Annotated in this window: 13 protein-coding genes; 7 read left to right on the forward strand and 6 right to left on the reverse strand. The window is 70.5% G+C overall.

Annotated elements, in window-relative coordinates:
* Positions 1-140 precede the first annotated feature (140 nt).
* The 3 genes from J8I33_RS00730 to J8I33_RS00740 all read left to right on the forward strand — a co-directional run bounded on the left by J8I33_RS00730 (position 141) and on the right by J8I33_RS00740 (position 3,854).
* Positions 141-1,742: a trypsin-like peptidase domain-containing protein gene (locus J8I33_RS00730; protein WP_209932601.1), complete on the forward strand. Its 1,602-nt coding sequence runs from the start codon at positions 141-143 to the stop codon at positions 1,740-1,742.
* A gap of 227 nt (positions 1,743-1,969) precedes the next feature.
* Positions 1,970-3,181, forward strand: a complete 1,212-nt coding sequence (locus J8I33_RS00735) for an MFS transporter (protein WP_209932603.1) — start codon at positions 1,970-1,972, stop codon at positions 3,179-3,181.
* 133 nt (positions 3,182-3,314) lie between these two features.
* The gene (locus J8I33_RS00740) at positions 3,315-3,854 is read left to right on the forward strand and encodes a DUF4303 domain-containing protein (protein ID WP_050012752.1); all 540 of its coding nucleotides are present in this window, start codon (positions 3,315-3,317) and stop codon (positions 3,852-3,854) included.
* Between the two features lie 55 nt (positions 3,855-3,909).
* On the opposite strand, the gene J8I33_RS00745 is transcribed toward J8I33_RS00740, so the two are convergent.
* The 6 genes from J8I33_RS00745 to cobA all read right to left on the reverse strand — a co-directional run bounded on the left by J8I33_RS00745 (position 3,910) and on the right by cobA (position 9,012).
* Complete coding sequence (locus J8I33_RS00745; protein ID WP_050012751.1) at positions 3,910-4,608, reverse strand: fumarylacetoacetate hydrolase family protein; 699 nt, start codon at positions 4,606-4,608, stop codon at positions 3,910-3,912.
* Positions 4,609-4,725: 117 nt separating this feature from the next.
* Entirely contained in the window at positions 4,726-5,667 is a 942-nt protein-coding gene (locus J8I33_RS00750) for a helix-turn-helix transcriptional regulator (RefSeq protein WP_050012750.1), read from the reverse strand.
* A 90-nt stretch (positions 5,668-5,757) separates the two neighbouring features.
* Entirely contained in the window at positions 5,758-6,357 is a 600-nt protein-coding gene (locus J8I33_RS00755; RefSeq protein WP_209932605.1) for a uracil-DNA glycosylase family protein, read from the reverse strand.
* Between the two features lie 121 nt (positions 6,358-6,478).
* Positions 6,479-7,531: a CmpA/NrtA family ABC transporter substrate-binding protein gene (locus J8I33_RS00760; protein ID WP_176015753.1), complete on the reverse strand. Its 1,053-nt coding sequence runs from the start codon at positions 7,529-7,531 to the stop codon at positions 6,479-6,481.
* 5 nt (positions 7,532-7,536) lie between these two features.
* A complete protein-coding gene (locus J8I33_RS00765; protein WP_050012747.1) occupies positions 7,537-8,130 on the reverse strand; it encodes an ANTAR domain-containing protein in 594 nt (197 codons plus the stop codon).
* Positions 8,131-8,250: 120 nt separating this feature from the next.
* The gene (gene cobA, locus J8I33_RS00770) at positions 8,251-9,012 is read right to left on the reverse strand and encodes a uroporphyrinogen-III C-methyltransferase (RefSeq protein WP_050012868.1); all 762 of its coding nucleotides are present in this window, start codon (positions 9,010-9,012) and stop codon (positions 8,251-8,253) included.
* Between the two features lie 659 nt (positions 9,013-9,671).
* Between cobA and J8I33_RS00775 the strand changes: the two genes are divergently transcribed.
* From J8I33_RS00775 to J8I33_RS00790, 4 genes are read left to right on the forward strand one after another with little or no spacing between them, the layout of a single operon-like run.
* The gene (locus J8I33_RS00775) at positions 9,672-10,997 is read left to right on the forward strand and encodes an MFS transporter (RefSeq protein ID WP_050012746.1); all 1,326 of its coding nucleotides are present in this window, start codon (positions 9,672-9,674) and stop codon (positions 10,995-10,997) included.
* Positions 10,998-11,018: 21 nt separating this feature from the next.
* On the forward strand, positions 11,019-13,592 hold the full coding sequence (gene nirB, locus J8I33_RS00780) for a nitrite reductase large subunit NirB (RefSeq protein WP_209932607.1): 2,574 nt from the start codon (positions 11,019-11,021) through the stop codon (positions 13,590-13,592).
* Positions 13,593-13,630: 38 nt separating this feature from the next.
* Positions 13,631-13,978 (forward strand): nitrite reductase small subunit NirD, encoded by a 348-nt coding sequence (gene nirD, locus J8I33_RS00785; RefSeq protein WP_209928396.1) that lies wholly within the window; start codon positions 13,631-13,633, stop codon positions 13,976-13,978.
* 16 nt (positions 13,979-13,994) lie between these two features.
* Positions 13,995-18,188, forward strand: coding sequence for a bifunctional nitrate reductase/sulfite reductase flavoprotein subunit alpha (locus tag J8I33_RS00790; protein WP_209932609.1), 4,194 nt, complete (start codon positions 13,995-13,997; stop codon positions 18,186-18,188).
* The last annotated feature ends 31 nt before the right edge of the window (positions 18,189-18,219 follow it).

Consider the following 18,219-nt stretch of genomic DNA (forward strand, 5'->3'; position numbering starts at 1 on the left):
CGGCGCCTCCCGGCATACGGGTTTCGATTCGTGTGTTCCAACCGGCGCGTGCGCTATAAATGGTGGGGTGTACCGGTGCTTGTCGGGCGCCTGCGCGTCTCGCGCAGGGTAGCGTCGCGGCTGCCGGGGGAGGTGGCACCGTGGTTTGCCAGACGCTTGCTCGCGCCGTGCTTCGCACCGCGTTGATCGGGGGCGTGTTTGCCGGATGTTGGCCGCCGCCCGCCGCCGTTGCCGGCACCCTCGCACCGCACGCCGCACCACCGGCGATGAAGGTGCGGCCGCCCGCCGCGCCTTACGCGATGCCGGTCGATTTCCCGGCGATCGTCGAGCGCTACGGCCCGGCGGTCGTGACCATCGTGGCCGCCACACCCGATCCGCAAACCGGCGGGCCGGCCTTTGCCGCCCTCGATCCCGACGATCCGCTCGCCGCGTTCTTCCGGCACGGTGCGGCGCCGCCCGCACCGGCGGCGCCGGCGCCCGATACGCCGCCGCGTGCGGTGTCCGGCAGCGGCTCGGGTTTCATCGTCAGCGCCGACGGCCTGATCCTCACGTCCGCCCACGTGGTCGACGAGGCGACCGACGTGACGGTGCGGCTCACCGACCGCCGCGAATTCAAGGGGACGGTGCTGGCCGTCGATCCGCAAAGCGATGTCGCCGTGCTGCGCGTCGACGCGACCAAGCTGCCGTTCGTGCGCGTCGGCGATTCGTCGAAGGTCCGCGCGGGCGAACCGGTGATGACGATCGGCGCGCCGGACGGATCGGGCAACACGGTCACGGCCGGCATCGTCAGCGCGACGTCCCGCCGCTTGCCGGACGGCAGCGCGTTTTCGTTCTTCGAGACCGACATCGCACCGAACCCGGACAACTCGGGCGGCCCCGTGTTCAATCGCGCGGGCGACGTGATCGGCATCGCGGTGCAGGTCTATACGGGCACCGATCGCTACGCAAGCACGACGTTCGCCATCCCGATCGCATTCGCGGCAAGGATGCGCGCCCAGTTGCGCGCGCAACAGCAGGCGCAGATGCAGACGCAACAGCAGGCGCAGCAGGCCCAGGCGCCTGCGCCGGGCACGCCGTCGGGCAATGCGTTCGGCGCGGACGTGCAGGACGTCGGCGTCGGGCTGGCCGCGGCGTTCGGGCTGCCGCGTCCGGCAGGCGCGCTCGTCAATGGCGTCGCGCCCGGCTCGCCGGCCGCCGCGGCCGGCCTCAAGCCCGGCGACGTGATCGTGAAGATGGGCGACAAGACCATCGGTCGCTCGGCCGAACTGGACGACCTGGCCGCCGCGCTGCCGCCCGGCGCGAAGGCGCCGCTGCGCGTGATCCGCAACCGTGCGCCGGTGAAGCTGACGATCACCGGCGCCGACGACGCGGGCATGAGCGCGGCCGCCACGGTCGGCATGGCCGCACCTAAGTCCGCTGGACGGCCGGGGCCGGGACCCGGCGAGCCCGGCGACGGCGGTGCCAGCGGTGACCGCGGCGATCGCCTCGGGCTGACGATGCACGCGCTGAGCGACGCCGAGCGTCGGTCGACGGGGCTCGCGGTCGGGATGATGGTGGACGCGGTGCACGGCCCGGCCGCGCGCGCCGGCATCCTGCCCGGCGACGTCGTGCTGGAACTCAACGACACGCTGCTGGAGACGCCGGACGACGTGCAGACGCTCGAAGCGAGCGGCGGCAGCGTGATCGCCGTGCTGATCCAGCGCAACAACGCGCGGAAGTTCGTGTCGGTGCGCGTGCGGTAGGGCGTTGACGCGGCTGCTAGCGTCCGCCTAACATCGTCCGGTATCGCTGGCGGTCCGCCACGCATTCAGGAGCCACTCGGCATGAAAACGGCTTGCTTCATCGTAGTAGTCCACAGGCGCAGGGTCCGGTAGCGGCACCGCGCCGGCACCCATGCGCCCCCGACTCGTTCGGGGGCTTTTTTTGTGTTGCGCACGGCCGTGCGGCCCGTGCGCGGGAGGGCATCCGCTTGTCATCGAACCTGTCGACCGCTTCCGATCCAGCGTCGCCGCGACACGCAACGTTGATCCTGTTGTGCGCGTTGTCGGTGCTGCCGCTGAGCCTGTTCCTGCCGTCGCTGCCGGCGATCGTGCGCGACCTGCACACCGACTATGCGCTCGTCGCGCTGTCGCTCGGTGGTTATGCGGCGGTGGCCGCGTCGCTCGAATGCGTGACGGGGCCGCTGTCCGACCGGTTCGGGCGGCGGCCGATCGTGCTGACGAGCGTCGCGATATTCGCGCTCGGTTCGCTCGGCTGCGCGATGGCGACCGATATTCGCGTATTTCTCGGCTGTCGGATGATGCAGGCGGCGATCACGTCGGTCTATCCGGTGTCGATGGCGGCGATCCGCGATACCGGCGGCGGGGCGCGCGCGGCGAGCCGGATCGGCTATGCGGCGATGGCCGCCGCGTTCGCGCCGATGCTCGGCCCGACGCTCGGCGGCGTGCTCGATCAGACGGTCGGGTGGCGCGCGAGCTTCTGGCTGCTCGGCGCCGTCGGCAGTGCGCTGTTCGGCTGGTGCGCGTTCGATCTCGTCGAAACCCATACGCGCCGGCCGTCGAGCTTCGCGCAGCAGCTTCGTGCGTATCCGGCGCTGCTGCGTGCGCGCCGTTTCTGGGCCTATGCGCTGTGCATGGCGTTTTCGACGGGCACGTTCTATGCCTTCCTGGCCGGCGCGCCGCTCGCCGCGAAAACGCTGTTCGGCATCGCGCCGGCGGAGATCGGCTTCTACATGGGGACGATCACGGCCGGTTTCGTGGGCGGCAGCTTGCTGGCCGCGCGGGTCGCGCGCCGCTACGCGCTGGCCACGACGATCCTGTGCGGGCGGGTCGCGGCGTGTGCGGGTCCGCTGACCGGCCTCGCGCTCGTGTTCGGCGGCGCGACGCACGCGCTCGCATGGTTCGGTCCGTGCGTGCTGGTCGGCATCGGCAACGGGCTGAGCAATCCAGGCGCCCATGCGGGCGCGGTGTCGGTGCGCCCGGAGCTGGCAGGCAGCGCGTCGGGGCTGGCCGGCGCGATGACGATCGGCGGCGGCGCCGCGCTGTCGTCGCTGACAGGCGCGCTGCTGACCCCGCGCAATGCCGGCTACCTGCCGCTCGCGATGATGCTGCTGTCGGCGGCGATCGCGCTGGCGGCCGCCGTGTGCGTGCGGGCGTTCGACGGGCAGGACGCCGGGCGGTGAGCGCGGGTGCGCCCCGGTACCGGCGCGCGGCCGATTGACGGACAATCGACAATCCGCCGCATGCCGGGAGACGACGCATGATCCGCGCGCCGCGTGTCCCGGCGAGCGCGAAGGGCGACTGGACGAGGATGCGATGAGCGACTTTTCTGATTTCCAGCGGGACATTGCCGACGCCGCGAGGGCGACCTTCAGGGCGCTGCGGGCGTTGCACCCGGACGAGCATTTCTATGCGTTTGCGCTGTACACCGACAGCGGCGCGATGACGGTGGTGCCGGCCGCCAATTCTGTCGAAGGGCTGCGCCGAATCCGCGCGCAACAGGCGGTGGCGGACGACGATCCGTGGTTCGTGTGGGGCGTGTCCGAATGGGCGTACGCGGCGGCCGAGGCGTCGCCGTTCAACGCGATCTGCGGCAGGCTCGCCGACGAAGTGCTGAGCCCGCAGTTCGTCCAGTCGCGCTTCAGCGAATTTTCCCGGCAACTGCACGTCGACATGATCGCGGCATTGCGGCTGCTCGATCGCGACGGCGTGTTCGGCACGGGCGACGACCGGGCGGCCATCACGCTGTTCGTGTCGATCAGCGACGACGACGCGGCCGAGGCGCTGGAAAACGCATCGGCGAAAGCGCTGAATCCGCCCGCCGTCGCCGACGCGTTCCTGCGCCGCTACGACTGACCGGCATCAGAATCTCGTACGGCGGCCCGGGCACGCGGCCGCCGCGCATGTCGCGTTACGGCTTCGCGCCGACCACGAATTCGAACGTCGCGATGCCGTCGACGCCGCCCGTCACGCGATCGCCCGGCTGCAGCGCGCCGACGCCGGCCGGCGTGCCGGTGAAGATCAGGTCGCCGGCCTTCAGCTCGACCGAGCGCGACACGTACGCGATGACGTCGGGCACGGGCCAGATCATGTCGGCGAGGTCGCCTTGCTGGCGCGTGTCGCCGTTGACCGCGAGCCAGATGCGGCCAGTCGCCGGGTGGCCGGTGGCCGTCGCCGCGCGCAGCGCGGTCACCGGGCCCGATGCGTCGAAACCCTTCGCCCAGTCCCACGGCCGGCTCAGCTTCTTCGCTTCGGCCTGCAGGTCGCGGCGCGTGAGGTCGACGCCGACGCCGTAGCCCCACACGTGCGACAGCGCGTCGGCCGGGTCGATCGACCGGCCGTCCTTGCCGATCGCGACGACCAGCTCGATTTCATGGTGGAGGTCGTTCGTCAGCGGCGGATAGGCGACCGTGCCGCTGGCCGGGACGATCGCGTCGGCCGGCTTCGTGAAGAAGAACGGCGGTTCGCGGTCGGGGTCGGCGCCCATTTCGCGGGCGTGGTCGGCGTAGTTGCGGCCGACGCAGAAGACGCGGCGCACCGGAAAGCGCGCGGACGACTGTTCGACTTCGACGGAAGGACGCTCGGCGGCGTCGATGACATAGGCGGACATCGGATTGGCCTCGTTCGGTAGGAAGACGGACGACCGGCGCGTCGGCCGGCATGCGTGCAACGATACCCGACGCGCGTGCGCGCGGATGCGACGCAACTGCGTTTTACCGGGACAAAACTACGCGTCGGCGGCCGGCTGCGCGTCGTCGGCGGCGGGCAGCGCGGCGTTCGCGTCGCGGTACGCCTTCGGCGACACGCCGACCCGCGCACGAAAGCGCCGTGCGAAATAGCCTTCGTCGCGAAAGCCGACCGAGCGTGCGATGTCCGCGATGCGCCGGCTGGTATGGGCCAGCAGCGACTGCGCGAGCGCGATCCGGCGCTCGGTCACGAGATCGGTGAAGGTGCTGCCGGTTTCCTTGCGCACCAGGTGCGCGAGGTAGTTCGGCGACAGAAACGCGGCTTCGGCGGTCGCGGCGAGCGTCAGGTCCTCTCGGGTCAGGTTCGCCCGCACGTGGCGCAGCACGCGGGCCAGTGCGTCGCGCCGGCCGGCGCGCTGGGCGCCGCGTTGCGCGAGCTTGTCGAGCGCGCCCGCGTACTGCGTGCAGACGAGCCCGATCAGTTGCAGCAGGTAGCCGCGCAGCAACGTGGTCGAGCCGAACGTGCGCACGCGATCGGCGTCGAGCATGCACAGCGCGAGGCGGCGCGCTTCGTCGTACGTATCGCCGGTCAGGATGAAATCGACGTGCTCCTGGAAGCGGAACGGCGTCAGCTCGGGGAAGCGGTGCGCGGGCACGTCCTCGAGATCGAGCGGATCGACGTCGAGATCGGCGCGCAGGAACGCCTGGCTGAAGTTGATCACGATGAAATGCGCGCCTTCCGGGTGCGGAATCAGGTGCTCGCGGTGCGGCAGCACGAACGCGAGCGCGCCGCGCGGGAACGGCCGCGTGACGCCGCCGATGCGCTGCTCGGTGTCGCCGCCGAGATTGAACTGGATCTGGAAATACGCGTGCCGGTGCGGCTCGGTGATCGCCTGGCGCGACGCCTGGTCGCGGATGTAGAAATCGAGCCGGTCGCTGCGTTCGGGCATCCCGTACAGGCGCGGCGGGGCGGTGGAGGGCATGAAGGATTGTGCTGTTCGTGACGCGGTGGAGCCGCGATGGTACAGCGAACCGGGCGCGACGGGGACGGGCGCGGCCCCGCGCCTACCCGGTCAGCCCGTCGCGAGCGGCGCGACCCGGCGCCGCAGTTCGGGCACGACGTCGGCGTCGAACCACGGATGGCGCTTGAACCATGCCTGGTTGCGCGGCGACGGATGCGGCAGCGGCAGGATCGCGGGGCCGTAGTCGCGCCAGGCCTGCACGGTGTCGGTCAGCGTCGCCTTGCGCGCGCCGCGCAGGAAATGCCGCTGCGCGTACTGGCCGATCAGCAGCGTGAGCCGGATCGACGGCAGTTCGGCCAGCAGCCGGTCGATCCACAGTGGCGCGCATTCGGGGCGCGGCGGGTTGTCGCCGCTCGCGCCGCGGCCCGGGTAGCAGAAGCCCATCGGCACGATCGCGAAGCGCGTCTCGTCGTAGAAGGTGTCGGCGTCGACGCCGAGCCAGTCGCGCAGCCGCTTGCCGCTCGCGTCGTCCCACGGGGTGCCGCTCGCATGGACGCGCGCGCCCGGCGCCTGCCCGACGATCAGGATGCGTGCGTCGCGATGCGCGCGCACGACCGGGCGCGGGCCGAGCGGCAGGTCGGCTTCGCATGCACGGCACGCGCGGATTTCGGTGAGCAGCACGTCGAGCGGCGCGCGCGTTGGTTTCGGCATTGATTCGGAGCGGGGATGAGGTGGCAACGCGGTGTCGCCCGAGCGGCACGAGCGGCCGGCGGTCGGCGGCCGGGCCCCCTCCGGGGCGCCGGCGGGTACCGGCTGCACTGCGCGGTGCGCGCTACGCCAGCGACAGACCCGCCGCGCCGCCTTCGGCGACCGCAGCATCATACAACGCGGTCTGCGCGATCGCCGCGGCGATGCCCGCGTCGTCGTGCGAGCCGTCGAGCATGCCCCAGCGCCGGTATTGCGACAGGAACCACAGGCCCTCGCGCGGATCGGGCCGGTTCACCGCGCCGCCGTCGTGAAAGCGGATCGGCAGCGGCGGCGTCGCAAACGGCCCCGCGCCGTAGTCGCCGAGCAGGCGCGGCGCGATCAGCCGGGCCGGCACGCCGAGCGCGTCGGGCGACGCGAGCCAGTCGGCCGCCTCGCGGCGGTGCGCGGCGCTGTCGAGCCACGCGCATGCGTCGACAAGCGTGCGGACCAGCGCACGTGAGGCGGCCGGATACAGTGCGACGAAATCGCGCCGGGTCGCGAGCACCTTCTCCGGGTGATCGGGCCAGATCTCGCTCGTGACGGCGACGGTGCGGCCTGCGCCGCACGCTTCGGCCACCGCGTGCCACGGCTCGCCCGCGCAGAAGCCGTCGAGCTCGCCGCCCGCGAGTGCCGCGACCATCTCGGGCGGCGGAATCACGACGCTGCGCACGTCGCGCAGCGGATCGACGCCGTGCGACGCGAGCCACGCGTTCAGCCACATCGCGTGCGTGCCGGTCGGGAAAGTTTGCGCGAGCAGCGGCTTGCGGCCGAGCGTCGCGAACGCGGCGCGCACGCTGCCGGTCTCACGGTAAGCGTCGGCGAGGCCGCGCGATAACGTGATCGCCTGGCCGTTGCGGTTCAGCACCATCAGCGCGGCCATGTCGGCCTGCGGGCCGCCGATGCCGAGCTGCAGCCCGCAGACGAGCCCATACAGCGCATGCGCGGCGTCGAGCTCGCCGCTGAGCAGCTTGTCGCGCACGGCCGCCCACGACGGCTGGCGGCTCAATTCGAGCGTGAGGCCATGACGCGCACCGAGGTTCAGGCGTTGCGCGACGATCAGCGGGGCCGCGTCGCTGAGCGCGACGAACCCGAGGCGAAGATGCGCGCGTTCCGGCGCGGCGGGAGGAGAGGTATTCATTGGACTCATGACTGGGGTGACGCGTCGAGCAATTGTCGCGCGACGTCGACGATGCGCAGGCCCTGATCCATCGCGCGCTTGCGCAGCGCCGCATAGGCGTCGTGTTCGGACAGCTTGCGCTGGTCCATCAGCACGCGTTTCGCGCGGTCGATCAGCTTGCGCTCCTCGAGTTCGCGCTCGACGTCGGCCAGCCGGCGGCGCAGCGCGTCGTCGTGCGAGAAGCGCGCGAGCGCGACTTCGAGAATCGGCGCGAGGCGCTCGGCCGACAACCCTTCGACGAGATATGCGCTGACGCCCGCGCCGACCGCCGCGCGGATCAGTTCCTGGTCGGCGTCGTGGCTGAACATCAGCACGGGGCGCGGCGCGGTTGCATGCATGACCGCGAGTTGCTCGAGCGTGTCGCGCGACGGCGAATCGGTATCGATGATCACGACGTCGGGGCGTTGCTCCTCGACGGCCGCCGGCAGGCGCGCGGGCGTCGCGACGTCGTTCAGCATCTCGTAGCCGAGGCGCGCGAGCGCGTCGCCGAGTTCGCCGATCGGCTTGTCGGTATCGGTGACGAGCAGCACGCGCAGGCGGGCGGGGGCGGACGAACTCATGAGGCGGGCAACAGGAGCAGTGATGCGTCGGTGCAACCGGCGAGCGATGCAGGCAGGCCGCACGCGCGGCCGGGGCGAAAGGAAACGGAGAGCGGCTGAGGCCGCGCGATGCCGCGCATGTCAGGCGGCCCGCGCAAGCGCCGCGTCGGCTGCCGCGTCCGCGTCCTGCGCGGCCGCTTCGCCGATCGCGCCGCCGACGAGGATCACGGCCGGGCTGCCGAGCCGCGCCGCTTCGACGCCGCGCGCGAGCGTGCCGAGCGTGCCGGTCCAGCGGCGCTCGTCGGGCGTGCCGGCCCATTGCACGGCTGCCGCCGGCGTCGACGCGGGGAGCGCGGCGAGCAGGCCGGCCGCGATGCTGTCGACGCGGCTCATCCCCATGTAGATCGCGAGCGTGGTGCCGGTCGCCGCGAGCCGTGCCCAGTCGGGTTCGCCATGGTCCTGGCGGTGCGCGGTGACGAACGTGACGCCCTGGCAGTGCTCGCGGTGCGTGAGCGAGATGCCGAGGCTCGCGGCGGCGGCGAATCCCGACGAGATGCCGTTGACGATCTCGACCGGAATCGCGGCCGCGCGCAGCGTCGCGAGCTCTTCGCCGGCGCGCCCGAACAGCAGCGCGTCGCCGCCCTTCACGCGCACCACGTGCGCGCCGCGCAGCGCGTAGCGACGCATCAGCTTCTCGATGAACGCCTGCGGCGTGGAGCGGCAGCCGCCGCGCTTGCCGACGCGGATCACGCGCGCCTGCGGCGCGAGTCCGACAATGCCGGGCGCGACGAGATCGTCGAGCAGCAGCACGTCGGCGGCGGCCAGCGCCTTTACCGCCTTCAGCGTGAGGAGATCGGGGTCGCCGGGGCCGGCGCCCAGCAGCGTGACTTTGCCTGTCGTCATTGTCGTATTCCTGTGCCGCATCGCATCGCTGCTGCGGTCTGATGTCGCGTTGTTGCGCGGCGGCGGCGGGCGGTCGAAACGCACCGGCATCCGGCCGTGCCGTGCACGGGGGGACGCCGTTGTCCTGTCGGACCCGCCGTGAAGGGCGGGCAGGGTTTTGCGGGGACTGCCCACCGGCGCCGTTGCCGGTGATGCATAGCGTTCAGCAATATCCGGGCCAACCGACGCAACGCGCGGTCAGCGCATGCCGCGATGCACTGCGCGATGGCCGCACGCGTGCATGCGCATGCCTCACATAGGCCGTCGCCATGTCGCATGGGTGTGCATCGTGCGCCGTCCGCGCGCACCGCGATGTCGCACGGCGACAGTGCTGCAGCGCACCACATCTGTGCCTCGGTGCATCGCGACGGAGAGCGCGCGATGCGTCGCCTCGCGTCGCGTGCTGTCCGGCAAGCCTTGTGCGAAGAGGCTTTCGGCCGGATTCGTGCCGATATGGCACGGCGTTTGCGTAAGCTGGTTCGGGCGGATCAACGGCGATTCGCCCGCAGTACCGAATACTGACGCGCCCGGCAACGGGCTTCATGGGCAACGGCGTCCTACGCATCGGGTCTCGACGAGACCGGGTGCGCAGGACGCCGTTTTTCGTTTGGGCGGACGACATGACCGACAAAGCTACCCGTATCGATCTCTTCAGCCTCCGCACCGCGCCGATGCGCGCGTTCCATCTGACGTGGATGGCGTTCTTCGTATGCTTCTTCGCGTGGTTCGCGTGCGCGCCGCTGATGCCGCTGATCGCGCGCGAATTCCATCTCACGGCGGCGCAAGTCGCGAACATCAACATCGCCGCGGTCGCCGCGACGATCGCCGTGCGGCTGCTGGTCGGCCCGATGTGCGACCGCTTCGGCCCGCGCCGCGTGTATGCCGGGCTGCTGCTGCTCGGCGCGATTCCCGTGTTCGCCGTGTCGTTCACGCACGACTACCTGTGGTTCCTGATCTGCCGGCTCGGCATCGGCGCGATCGGCGCGGGCTTCGTGATCACGCAGTACCACACGTCGGTGATGTTCGCGCCGAACGTGGTCGGCACCGCGAACGCGACGACGGCCGGCTGGGGCAATGCCGGCGCGGGCGCGACGCAGGCGCTGATGCCGCTGCTCGTCGCCGCGGGCCTGATGCTCGGCTTCGGCGAGGATTCGTCGTGGCGCATCGCGCTGGTCGTGCCGGGCGTGGCGATGCTTGTGATGGCGTGGGCGTACTGGCGTTTCACGCAGGACTGCCCGCAAGGCGATTTCGTCGCGCTGCGCAAGCAGGGCGTAACGATCGACAGCGGCAAGAAGGGCGGCTGGGCGAGCTTCTTCGCGGCCTGCGGCAACTACCGCGTGTGGATGCTGTTCGTCACGTACGGCGCGTGCTTCGGCGTCGAGGTGTTCATCCACAACATCGCCGCGCTGTACTACGTCGATCATTTCAAGCTGTCGCTGAAGGACGCCGGCTTCGCGGTCGGGATGTTCGGGCTGCTCGCGCTGTTCGCCCGCGCGCTCGGCGGCTGGCTGTCCGACAAGATCGCCGCACGCCGCAGTCTCGACGTGCGCGCGACGCTGCTGTGCGCGCTGATCATCGGCGAAGGGCTCGGGCTGATCTGGTTCTCGCATGCGCAAGGCATCGGCATCGCGCTCGTCGCGATGCTCACCTTCGGCCTCTTCACGCACATGGCGTGCGGCGCGACCTACGCGCTGGTGCCGTTCATCGACCGCAAGGCGCTCGGCGGCGTCGCGGGCATCGTCGGCGCGGGCGGCAACGTCGGCGCGGTCGCCGCGGCTTTCCTGCTGAAGGGCGTCGGCGACGTGCAGCACACGTTGAGCCTGCTCGGCCTTGCCGTGACCGCGACCGCGTTGTGCGCGATGGCCGTGCGCTTCAGCGAAGAACACAAGGCGCGCGAAGCCGAGCTGCGCGATCGCGCGCTGGCCGCCGCGAGCGCCGCGAACTGATCGACCGAAGGAACCGTCATCATGAAACTCATCGTCATCGGCCACGGCATGGTCGGCCACAAGCTCCTCGAATGCGTCTCGGCGCAAGCCGGCGTGGCCGGCGCGCTGCAGGTCACCGTGCTCGGCGAGGAGCCGCGCCCGGCCTACGATCGCGTGCATCTGTCGGAATTCTTCGCCGGCAAGTCGGCGGACGAGCTGTCGCTCGTCGAACCCGGCTTCTTCGCGCGCCATCCGCAATTCGACCTGCGCCTGAACGCGCAAGTCGCATCGATCGACCGCGCCGCGCATACGGTCACGCTCGCGTCGGGCGAAACGCTCGCGTACGACAAGCTGGTGCTCGCCACCGGCTCGCGTCCGTTCGTGCCGCCGGTGCCGGGCCGCGATCGCGCGGGCTGCTTCGTGTACCGGACGATCGAGGATCTCGAAGCGATGCAGGCGTGCGGCGCGCACGCGAAGCGCGGCGTCGTGATCGGCGGCGGGCTGCTCGGCCTCGAATGCGCGAAGGCGCTGCGCGACATGGGGCTTGAAACGCACGTCGTCGAATTCGCGCCGCGCCTGATGGCCGTGCAGGTCGACGACGGCGGCGGCCGGATGCTGCGCGCGAAGATCGAGGCGCTCGGCGTGACCGTGCATACCGGCAAGAACACGCTCGAAATCGTCGACGGCGACGAAGGCGCGCACCGGATGGCGTTCGCCGACGGCTCGCATCTCGACACCGACATGATCGTGTTCTCGGCCGGCATCCGTCCCCGGGACGAACTGGCCCGCGCGTGCGGGCTCGAGATCGGCCCGCGCGGCGGCATCGCGATCGACGACGCGTGCCGTACGAGCGACGCCGACATCTATGCGATCGGCGAATGCGCGGCCTGGAACGGCATGGTGTACGGCCTCGTCGCGCCCGGCTACGACATGGCGCGCGTGGTCGCGAAGCAGCTCGCGGGCGACGCGGACGAAGCGGCGGACGCCGCGTTCGCCGGCGCCGACATGAGCACCAAGCTGAAGCTGATGGGCGTCGACGTCGCGAGCATCGGCGACGCGCACGGCACGACGGCCGGCAGCCGCACCTACCAGTACGCGGACGAGCGCCGCCAGGTCTACAAGAAGCTCGTGGTGTCCGACTGCGGCAAGTTCCTGCACGGCGCGGTGATGGTCGGCGATGCGGCCGAGTACGGCACGCTGCTGCAGATGATGCTGAACCGCATCGAGTTGCCCGAGTCGCCGGAATTCCTGATCCTGCCGTCGTCGGATGGCGCGGCGAAGCCGGCGATCGGCGTCGATGCGCTGCCGGAAGGCGCGCAGATCTGCTCATGCAACAACGTGTCGAAGTCGCAGATCTGCGCGGCCGTCGCAGACGGCGCGACGAGCCTCGGCGCGCTGAAGACGTGCACGGGCGCCGGCACGTCGTGCGGCGGCTGCGTGCCGCTCGTCACGCAGATCATGAAGGCCGAGATGAAGAAGCAGGGCCTCGCGGTCAACAACCATCTGTGCGAGCACTTCCCGTATTCGCGCCAGGAGCTGTTCCACCTGATCCGCGTCGAGCGCATCACGACGTTCGACGCATTGCTGCACAAGCACGGCCGCGGGCTCGGCTGCGACGTGTGCAAGCCGGCCGTCGCGGGCATCCTCGCGTCGTGCTTCAACGAGTTCGTGCTGAAGAAGGAGCACGCGGGCCTGCAGGATTCGAACGACTACTACCTCGCGAACATCCAGCGCGACGGCACGTATTCGGTCGTGCCGCGCATGCCGGGCGGCGAAGTCACGCCGGAAGGGCTGATCGCGGTCGGCCAGGTCGCGAAAAAATATGGCCTCTACACGAAGATCACCGGCGGCCAGCGCGTCGACCTGTTCGGCGCGCGCGTCGAGCAACTGCCGTCGATCTGGGAGGAGCTGATCGCGGCCGGCTTCGAATCGGGGCACGCGTACGGCAAGGCGCTGCGCACGGTGAAGTCGTGCGTCGGGTCGACGTGGTGCCGCTACGGCGTCGACGATTCGGTCGGCCTCGCGATCGACCTGGAAAATCGCTACAAGGGGCTGCGCGCGCCGCACAAGATCAAGTTCGGCGTGTCCGGCTGCACGCGCGAGTGCGCGGAAGCGCAGGGCAAGGACGTCGGCGTCATCGCGACCGAGAAGGGCTGGAACCTGTACGTGTGCGGCAACGGCGGGATGAAGCCGCGCCACGCGGAACTGCTCGCGTCCGATCTCGATCGCGACACGCTGATCCGCTATATCGACCGCTTCCTGATGTTCTACGTGCGCACGGCGGACCGGCTGCAACGCACCAGCGTGTGGCGCGACAACCTCGAAGGCGGCCTCGATTATCTGGCCGGCGTCGTCGTGCACGACAAGCTCGGGATCGCGGCCGAGCTCGAAGCCGACATGCAGCACGTGGTCGACACCTACGAGTGCGAATGGAAGCGCGCCGTCACCGATCCCGACACGCGCAAGCGCTTCCGCCACTTCGTGAACAGCGACGCGCCGGATACGACCATCGAGTTCGTCGAGACGCGCGGCCAGATCCGGCCCGCGACGCCCGGCGAGCGCGGGGGCGGGAAACCCGTGTCGATTCCCGTCGTCGCCGAACCCGCAACCGTTTGACTCTGACCGACACCAGCGTCTTTTCCAAGGAGCTCATCATGAACGATCGTCTTCCGCTGTCCTGGACCCGCGTGTGCCCGCTCGACGACATCGTGCCGAACACCGGCGTATGCGCGCTCGTCAACGGCGAGCAGGTCGCCGTGTTTCACGTCGCGCATGCCGAGGAAGGCGGCGTGTTCGCGATCGACAACGTCGATCCCGTGTCGCAGGCCGCCGTGATGTCGCGCGGGCTGATCGGCAGCCTCGGCGAGCGCGTCGTCGTCGCGTCGCCGTTGTACAAGCAGCACTTCGACCTGCGCACCGGCGAATGCCTGGAAGCGCCCGATAAATCGGTGAGCGCGTATCCGTCGCGGGTCGAGGACGGCTTCGTATGGATTGCGGCCTGAGCGCCCCGGAGCACGCATGACCGCCACCCCCGTCAAGAGCGTGTGCCCGTACTGCGGCGTCGGCTGCGGGATGGTGCTGCACGTCGAGGATGGCGAAGTCGTCAAGGTGTCCGGCGACGCCGACCATCCGACCAACTTCGGGCGGCTGTGCACGAAGGGTTCGTCCGCGCACGTCGCGCTGCGCCGCTCGGGGCGGCTCGACCGTGCGTTCGTGCGCCGCGCCCGCGAGGACGACCTCGTGCCGCTGCCGGCGCGCGACGCGATCGCCGAGACCGCGCGGCGGCTGCGGGCGGTGCTCGATACGCACGGGCCCGATGCGCTGTCGTTCTACGTGTCGGGGCAGATGTCGATCGAGGCGCAGTACCTCGTCAACAAGCTCGCGAAGGGCTTCGTCGGCACCAACAACATCGAGTCGAATTCGCGGCTGTGCATGGCGAGCGCGAGCACAGGCTACAAGCAGTCGCTCGGCGCGGACGGCCCGCCCGGGTCGTACGAGGATTTCGATCGCGCGAACCTGTTCTTCGTGATCGGCGCGAACATGGCCGACTGTCATCCGATCCTGTTCCTGCGGATGATGGATCGCGTGAAGGCCGGCGCGAAGCTGATCGTCGTCGATCCGCGCCGCACCGGCACCGCCGACAAGGCCGACCTGTTCCTGCAGATCCGGCCGGGCACCGATCTCGCGCTGACCAACGGGCTCTTGCATCTGCTGCATGCGAACGGGCGCACCGACGCCGCGTTCATCGATACGTACACCGAAGGCTGGGACGCGATGCCCGCGTTCCTCGCCGACTACACGCCCGAGCGCGTCGCCGAGATCACGGGGCTCGCGGAAGCCGACATCCGCACGGCCGCGCAATGGATCGGCGACGCGCAGGAATGGATGAGCTGCTGGACGATGGGGCTCAACCAGAGCACGCACGGCGTGTGGAACACCAACGCGATCTGCAACCTGCATCTCGCCACGGGCAAGATCTGCCGCACCGGCAGCGGGCCGTTCTCGCTGACCGGCCAGCCGAACGCGATGGGCGGGCGCGAGATGGGCTACATGGGCCCCGGGCTGCCGGGCCAGCGCTCGGTGGCATCCGACGACGATCGCCGTTTCGTCGAGAACCTGTGGCGCGTGCCGGCCGGCACGCTGCGCAAGGAGACGGGGCAAGGCACGGTCGACCTGTTCTCGCGGATGGCGGCCGGCGACATCAAGGCATGCTGGATCGTCTGCACGAACCCGGTCGCCACGGTGCCGAACCGGCAGAACGTGATCGCCGGGTTGCAGGCCGCCGAGCTCGTGATCGCGCAGGATGCCTTCCTCGACACCGAGACCAACCGCTATGCGGACATCCTGCTGCCCGGCGCGCTGTGGGCCGAAGGCGACGGCGTGATGATCAACTCCGAGCGCAACATGACGCTGATGCGCGCGGCGGTCGCGCCGCCCGGCGACGCGCTGCCCGACTGGCGCATCGTCGCGGAAGTCGCGCGCGCGATGGGCTTCGGCGATGCGTTCGACTATGCGTCGGCGGCCGACGTGTTCGACGAGATCGTCCGCTTCTCGAATCCGGCGACCGGCTACGACCTGCGCGGCGCGAGCCATGCGGCGTTGCGCGACGGGCCCGTGCAGTGGCCGGTCGCGCCGGGCACCGCGCGCGAGCGGCACCCGATCCGCTACCTGAACGACGGCGTGAACCAGGCGCTGCGCCCGGCAGCCGTCGGCAACGACGCGCCGCGCATCGTGTTCCCCACGCCGTCGGGCAAGGCGCGCTTCTTCGCGCGGCCGCACGTCGATCCGGCCGAGCTGCCCGACGACACGTTCCCGATCGTGCTGAACACCGGGCGGCTGCAGCATCAGTGGCACACGATGACGAAGACGGGCAAGGTCGCGATGCTGAACAAGCTCAACCCGCGCCCGTTCGTCGAACTGCACCCGGACGATGCGAGCGCGCTCGGCATCGCCGCGAAGGACAGCGTCGAGATCCGTTCGGCGCGCGGCCGCGCGGTGCTGCCGGCCGTCGTGACCGACCGCGTGCGGCGCGGCAACTGCTTCGCGCCGATGCACTGGAACGACGTGTACGGCGACGACCTGTGCATTAACGCGGTGACGAACGACGCGATCGACGCGGAATCGCAGCAACCCGAACTGAAATACTGCGCGGTCGCGCTGACGCGCGTCGACACGGACGCGTTCGCGTCGACCGCCGACGACACGGCGCGCACCGACGCACGCGAGGACGATGCACCGCCCGCGTCCGTGCCCGCGATAGCGCCGATCACGGCCTCACAGGAATCCGACATGGCAGACATCGACACTTTCGCGGCCGCGCTCGGCGTCGCCGATTTCGCGCCGCCGCCGCTGACCGACACCGAGCGGCTGTACGTGGCCGGCCTCGTCAGCGGGTTGAAGGCGAGCGCCGGCCGTCGCGAAGGCAGCGTGCCCGTGCTGCCGGCCGGCGCGCCGTTGACGCCGCCCGTGCGGTTCTGGCTCGACGGCATGCTCGCGGGGCTGTTCAGCCGCTCGCTGCCCGCGCACGCCGCGGAGCGTGCCGCGCCCGCGCTGCCGCCCGACGCTGCGGCGGCCGGCGGCGTGCGCATCGTGCGCCCGCGCCCGAAGGTCACGTTGTTGTGGGCGTCGCAGACCGGCAACATCGAATCGTTGACCGACGATTACGCGACCAAGCTGATGAACGCGGGCTTCGAGATCCGCACCGCGTGCATGTCCGACTATCCGGTCGCGTCGCTGGCCGGCGCGCAATACGTGCTGCTGATGACGAGCACGTTCGGCGACGGCGATGCGCCCGACAACGGCAGCGAGTTCTGGGACGCGTTGCAGGGCGGCAGCGCCGCGCGCCTCGACGGCGTGCATTTCGCGGTGCTCGCGTTCGGCGACCGCAACTACGACCAGTTCTGCGGCCACGGCCGCCGGCTCGACGCGCGGCTCGCGGAACTCGGCGCGGCGCGCCTGTGCGCGCGCGTCGATTGCGACGTCGAATTCCAGCACGATGCCGATCAATGGCTCGAGCGCGTCGTCGCGCGGATCAAGGAGGCCGATGCCGCGCTGCACGCGGTGCCGGCCGGTGGATTGAGCCCGTCGGGGCTGCTGCCGACGAAAGCGCATCCGGCGCCGTCGAAACTCGTCGCGAACCTGCGGCTGAACCGGCCGGGCGCCGCGAAGGACACGCGCTACGTGTCGCTGTCGACCCAGGGCGCGAACCTCGAATACGAAACCGGCGATGCGCTCGGCGTGTGGCCGACCAACTGCCCGGAGCTGGTCGACGAACTGCTGTCCGTCACCGCGCTGAAGGCCGATGCACCCGTGTCGGTGCCGGGCGTCGGCGATATCCGGCTCGGCGACGCGCTCGCGCGCCACTTCGACATCACGCGCCCGCATCCGGACACGCTGGCCTTCATCGCGTCGCGCAGCGCGAACGGCGCGCTGAAGTCGCTGCTCGGCGACGATCGCAAGGCCGACCTCAAGCAATGGTTGTGGGGGCAACAGCTTGCGGACGTGCTGCACGAATACCCGGTCGAGCTGTCGGGCGCGGAGCTGGTCGGCATGCTCAAGCGCATGCAGCCGCGCCTGTATTCGATCGCGTCGAGCCCGAGCGCGCACGCGGGCGAGATTCACCTGACCGTGTCTGCCGTGCGCTATCACAACGGCCGGCGCGCGCGCAAAGGCGTCGCGTCGACGTTCCTCGCCGATCGCGCGGACGACGGCCGCGTGCCCGTGTTCGTGCAGAAGTCCGCGCATTTCCGGCCGCCGGTGAACGGCGACGTGCCGATCGTGATGGTCGGTCCCGGCACCGGCGTCGCGCCGTTCCGCGGCTTCCTGCACGAGCGGCAGGCGCGCGGCGCGCGCGGGCGCAACTGGCTGTTCTTCGGCGAGCAGCACGCGCAGACCGACTTCTACTACGGCGACGAGCTGAGCGCGATGCGCGACAGCGGGTTCCTCACGCGGCTCGATCTCGCGTTCTCGCGCGACCAGGCCGACAAGGTCTACGTGCAGGACCGGATGCGCGAGCAGGGCGCCGAGCTGTTCGCATGGCTGGAGGAAGGCGCGCACTTCTACGTGTGCGGCGACGCCGCGCGGATGGCGAAGGACGTCGATACGGCGCTGAAGGCGATCGTCGCCACGCACGGCGGCATGTCGGACGAAGCCGCGAACGATTACGTCGCGCGGCTTTCGAAGGCACGGCGCTATATGCGGGACGTGTATTGACCGGGCGAGCGACGGGCGTCTTGGGGCGCTT

Origin of the sequence: Burkholderia sp. AcTa6-5, from assembly GCF_017815075.1 — a bacterium.
GTDB classification, from domain to species: domain Bacteria; phylum Pseudomonadota; class Gammaproteobacteria; order Burkholderiales; family Burkholderiaceae; genus Burkholderia; species Burkholderia sola.

Coding starts and splice junctions, on each gene's coding strand:
- J8I33_RS00740 (WP_050012752.1), top strand. CDS start 3,315: ATGAGCGACTTTTCTGATTTCCAGCGGGACATTGCCGACGCCGCGAGG.
- J8I33_RS00745 (WP_050012751.1), bottom strand. CDS start 4,608: ATGTCCGCCTATGTCATCGACGCCGCCGAGCGTCCTTCCGTCGAAGTC.
- J8I33_RS00750 (WP_050012750.1), bottom strand. CDS start 5,667: ATGCCCTCCACCGCCCCGCCGCGCCTGTACGGGATGCCCGAACGCAGC.
- J8I33_RS00755 (WP_209932605.1), bottom strand. CDS start 6,357: ATGCCGAAACCAACGCGCGCGCCGCTCGACGTGCTGCTCACCGAAATC.
- J8I33_RS00760 (WP_176015753.1), bottom strand. CDS start 7,531: ATGAATACCTCTCCTCCCGCCGCGCCGGAACGCGCGCATCTTCGCCTC.
- J8I33_RS00765 (WP_050012747.1), bottom strand. CDS start 8,130: ATGAGTTCGTCCGCCCCCGCCCGCCTGCGCGTGCTGCTCGTCACCGAT.
- cobA (WP_050012868.1), bottom strand. CDS start 9,012: ATGACGACAGGCAAAGTCACGCTGCTGGGCGCCGGCCCCGGCGACCCC.
- J8I33_RS00775 (WP_050012746.1), top strand. CDS start 9,672: ATGACCGACAAAGCTACCCGTATCGATCTCTTCAGCCTCCGCACCGCG.
- nirB (WP_209932607.1), top strand. CDS start 11,019: ATGAAACTCATCGTCATCGGCCACGGCATGGTCGGCCACAAGCTCCTC.
- nirD (WP_209928396.1), top strand. CDS start 13,631: ATGAACGATCGTCTTCCGCTGTCCTGGACCCGCGTGTGCCCGCTCGAC.
- J8I33_RS00790 (WP_209932609.1), top strand. CDS start 13,995: ATGACCGCCACCCCCGTCAAGAGCGTGTGCCCGTACTGCGGCGTCGGC.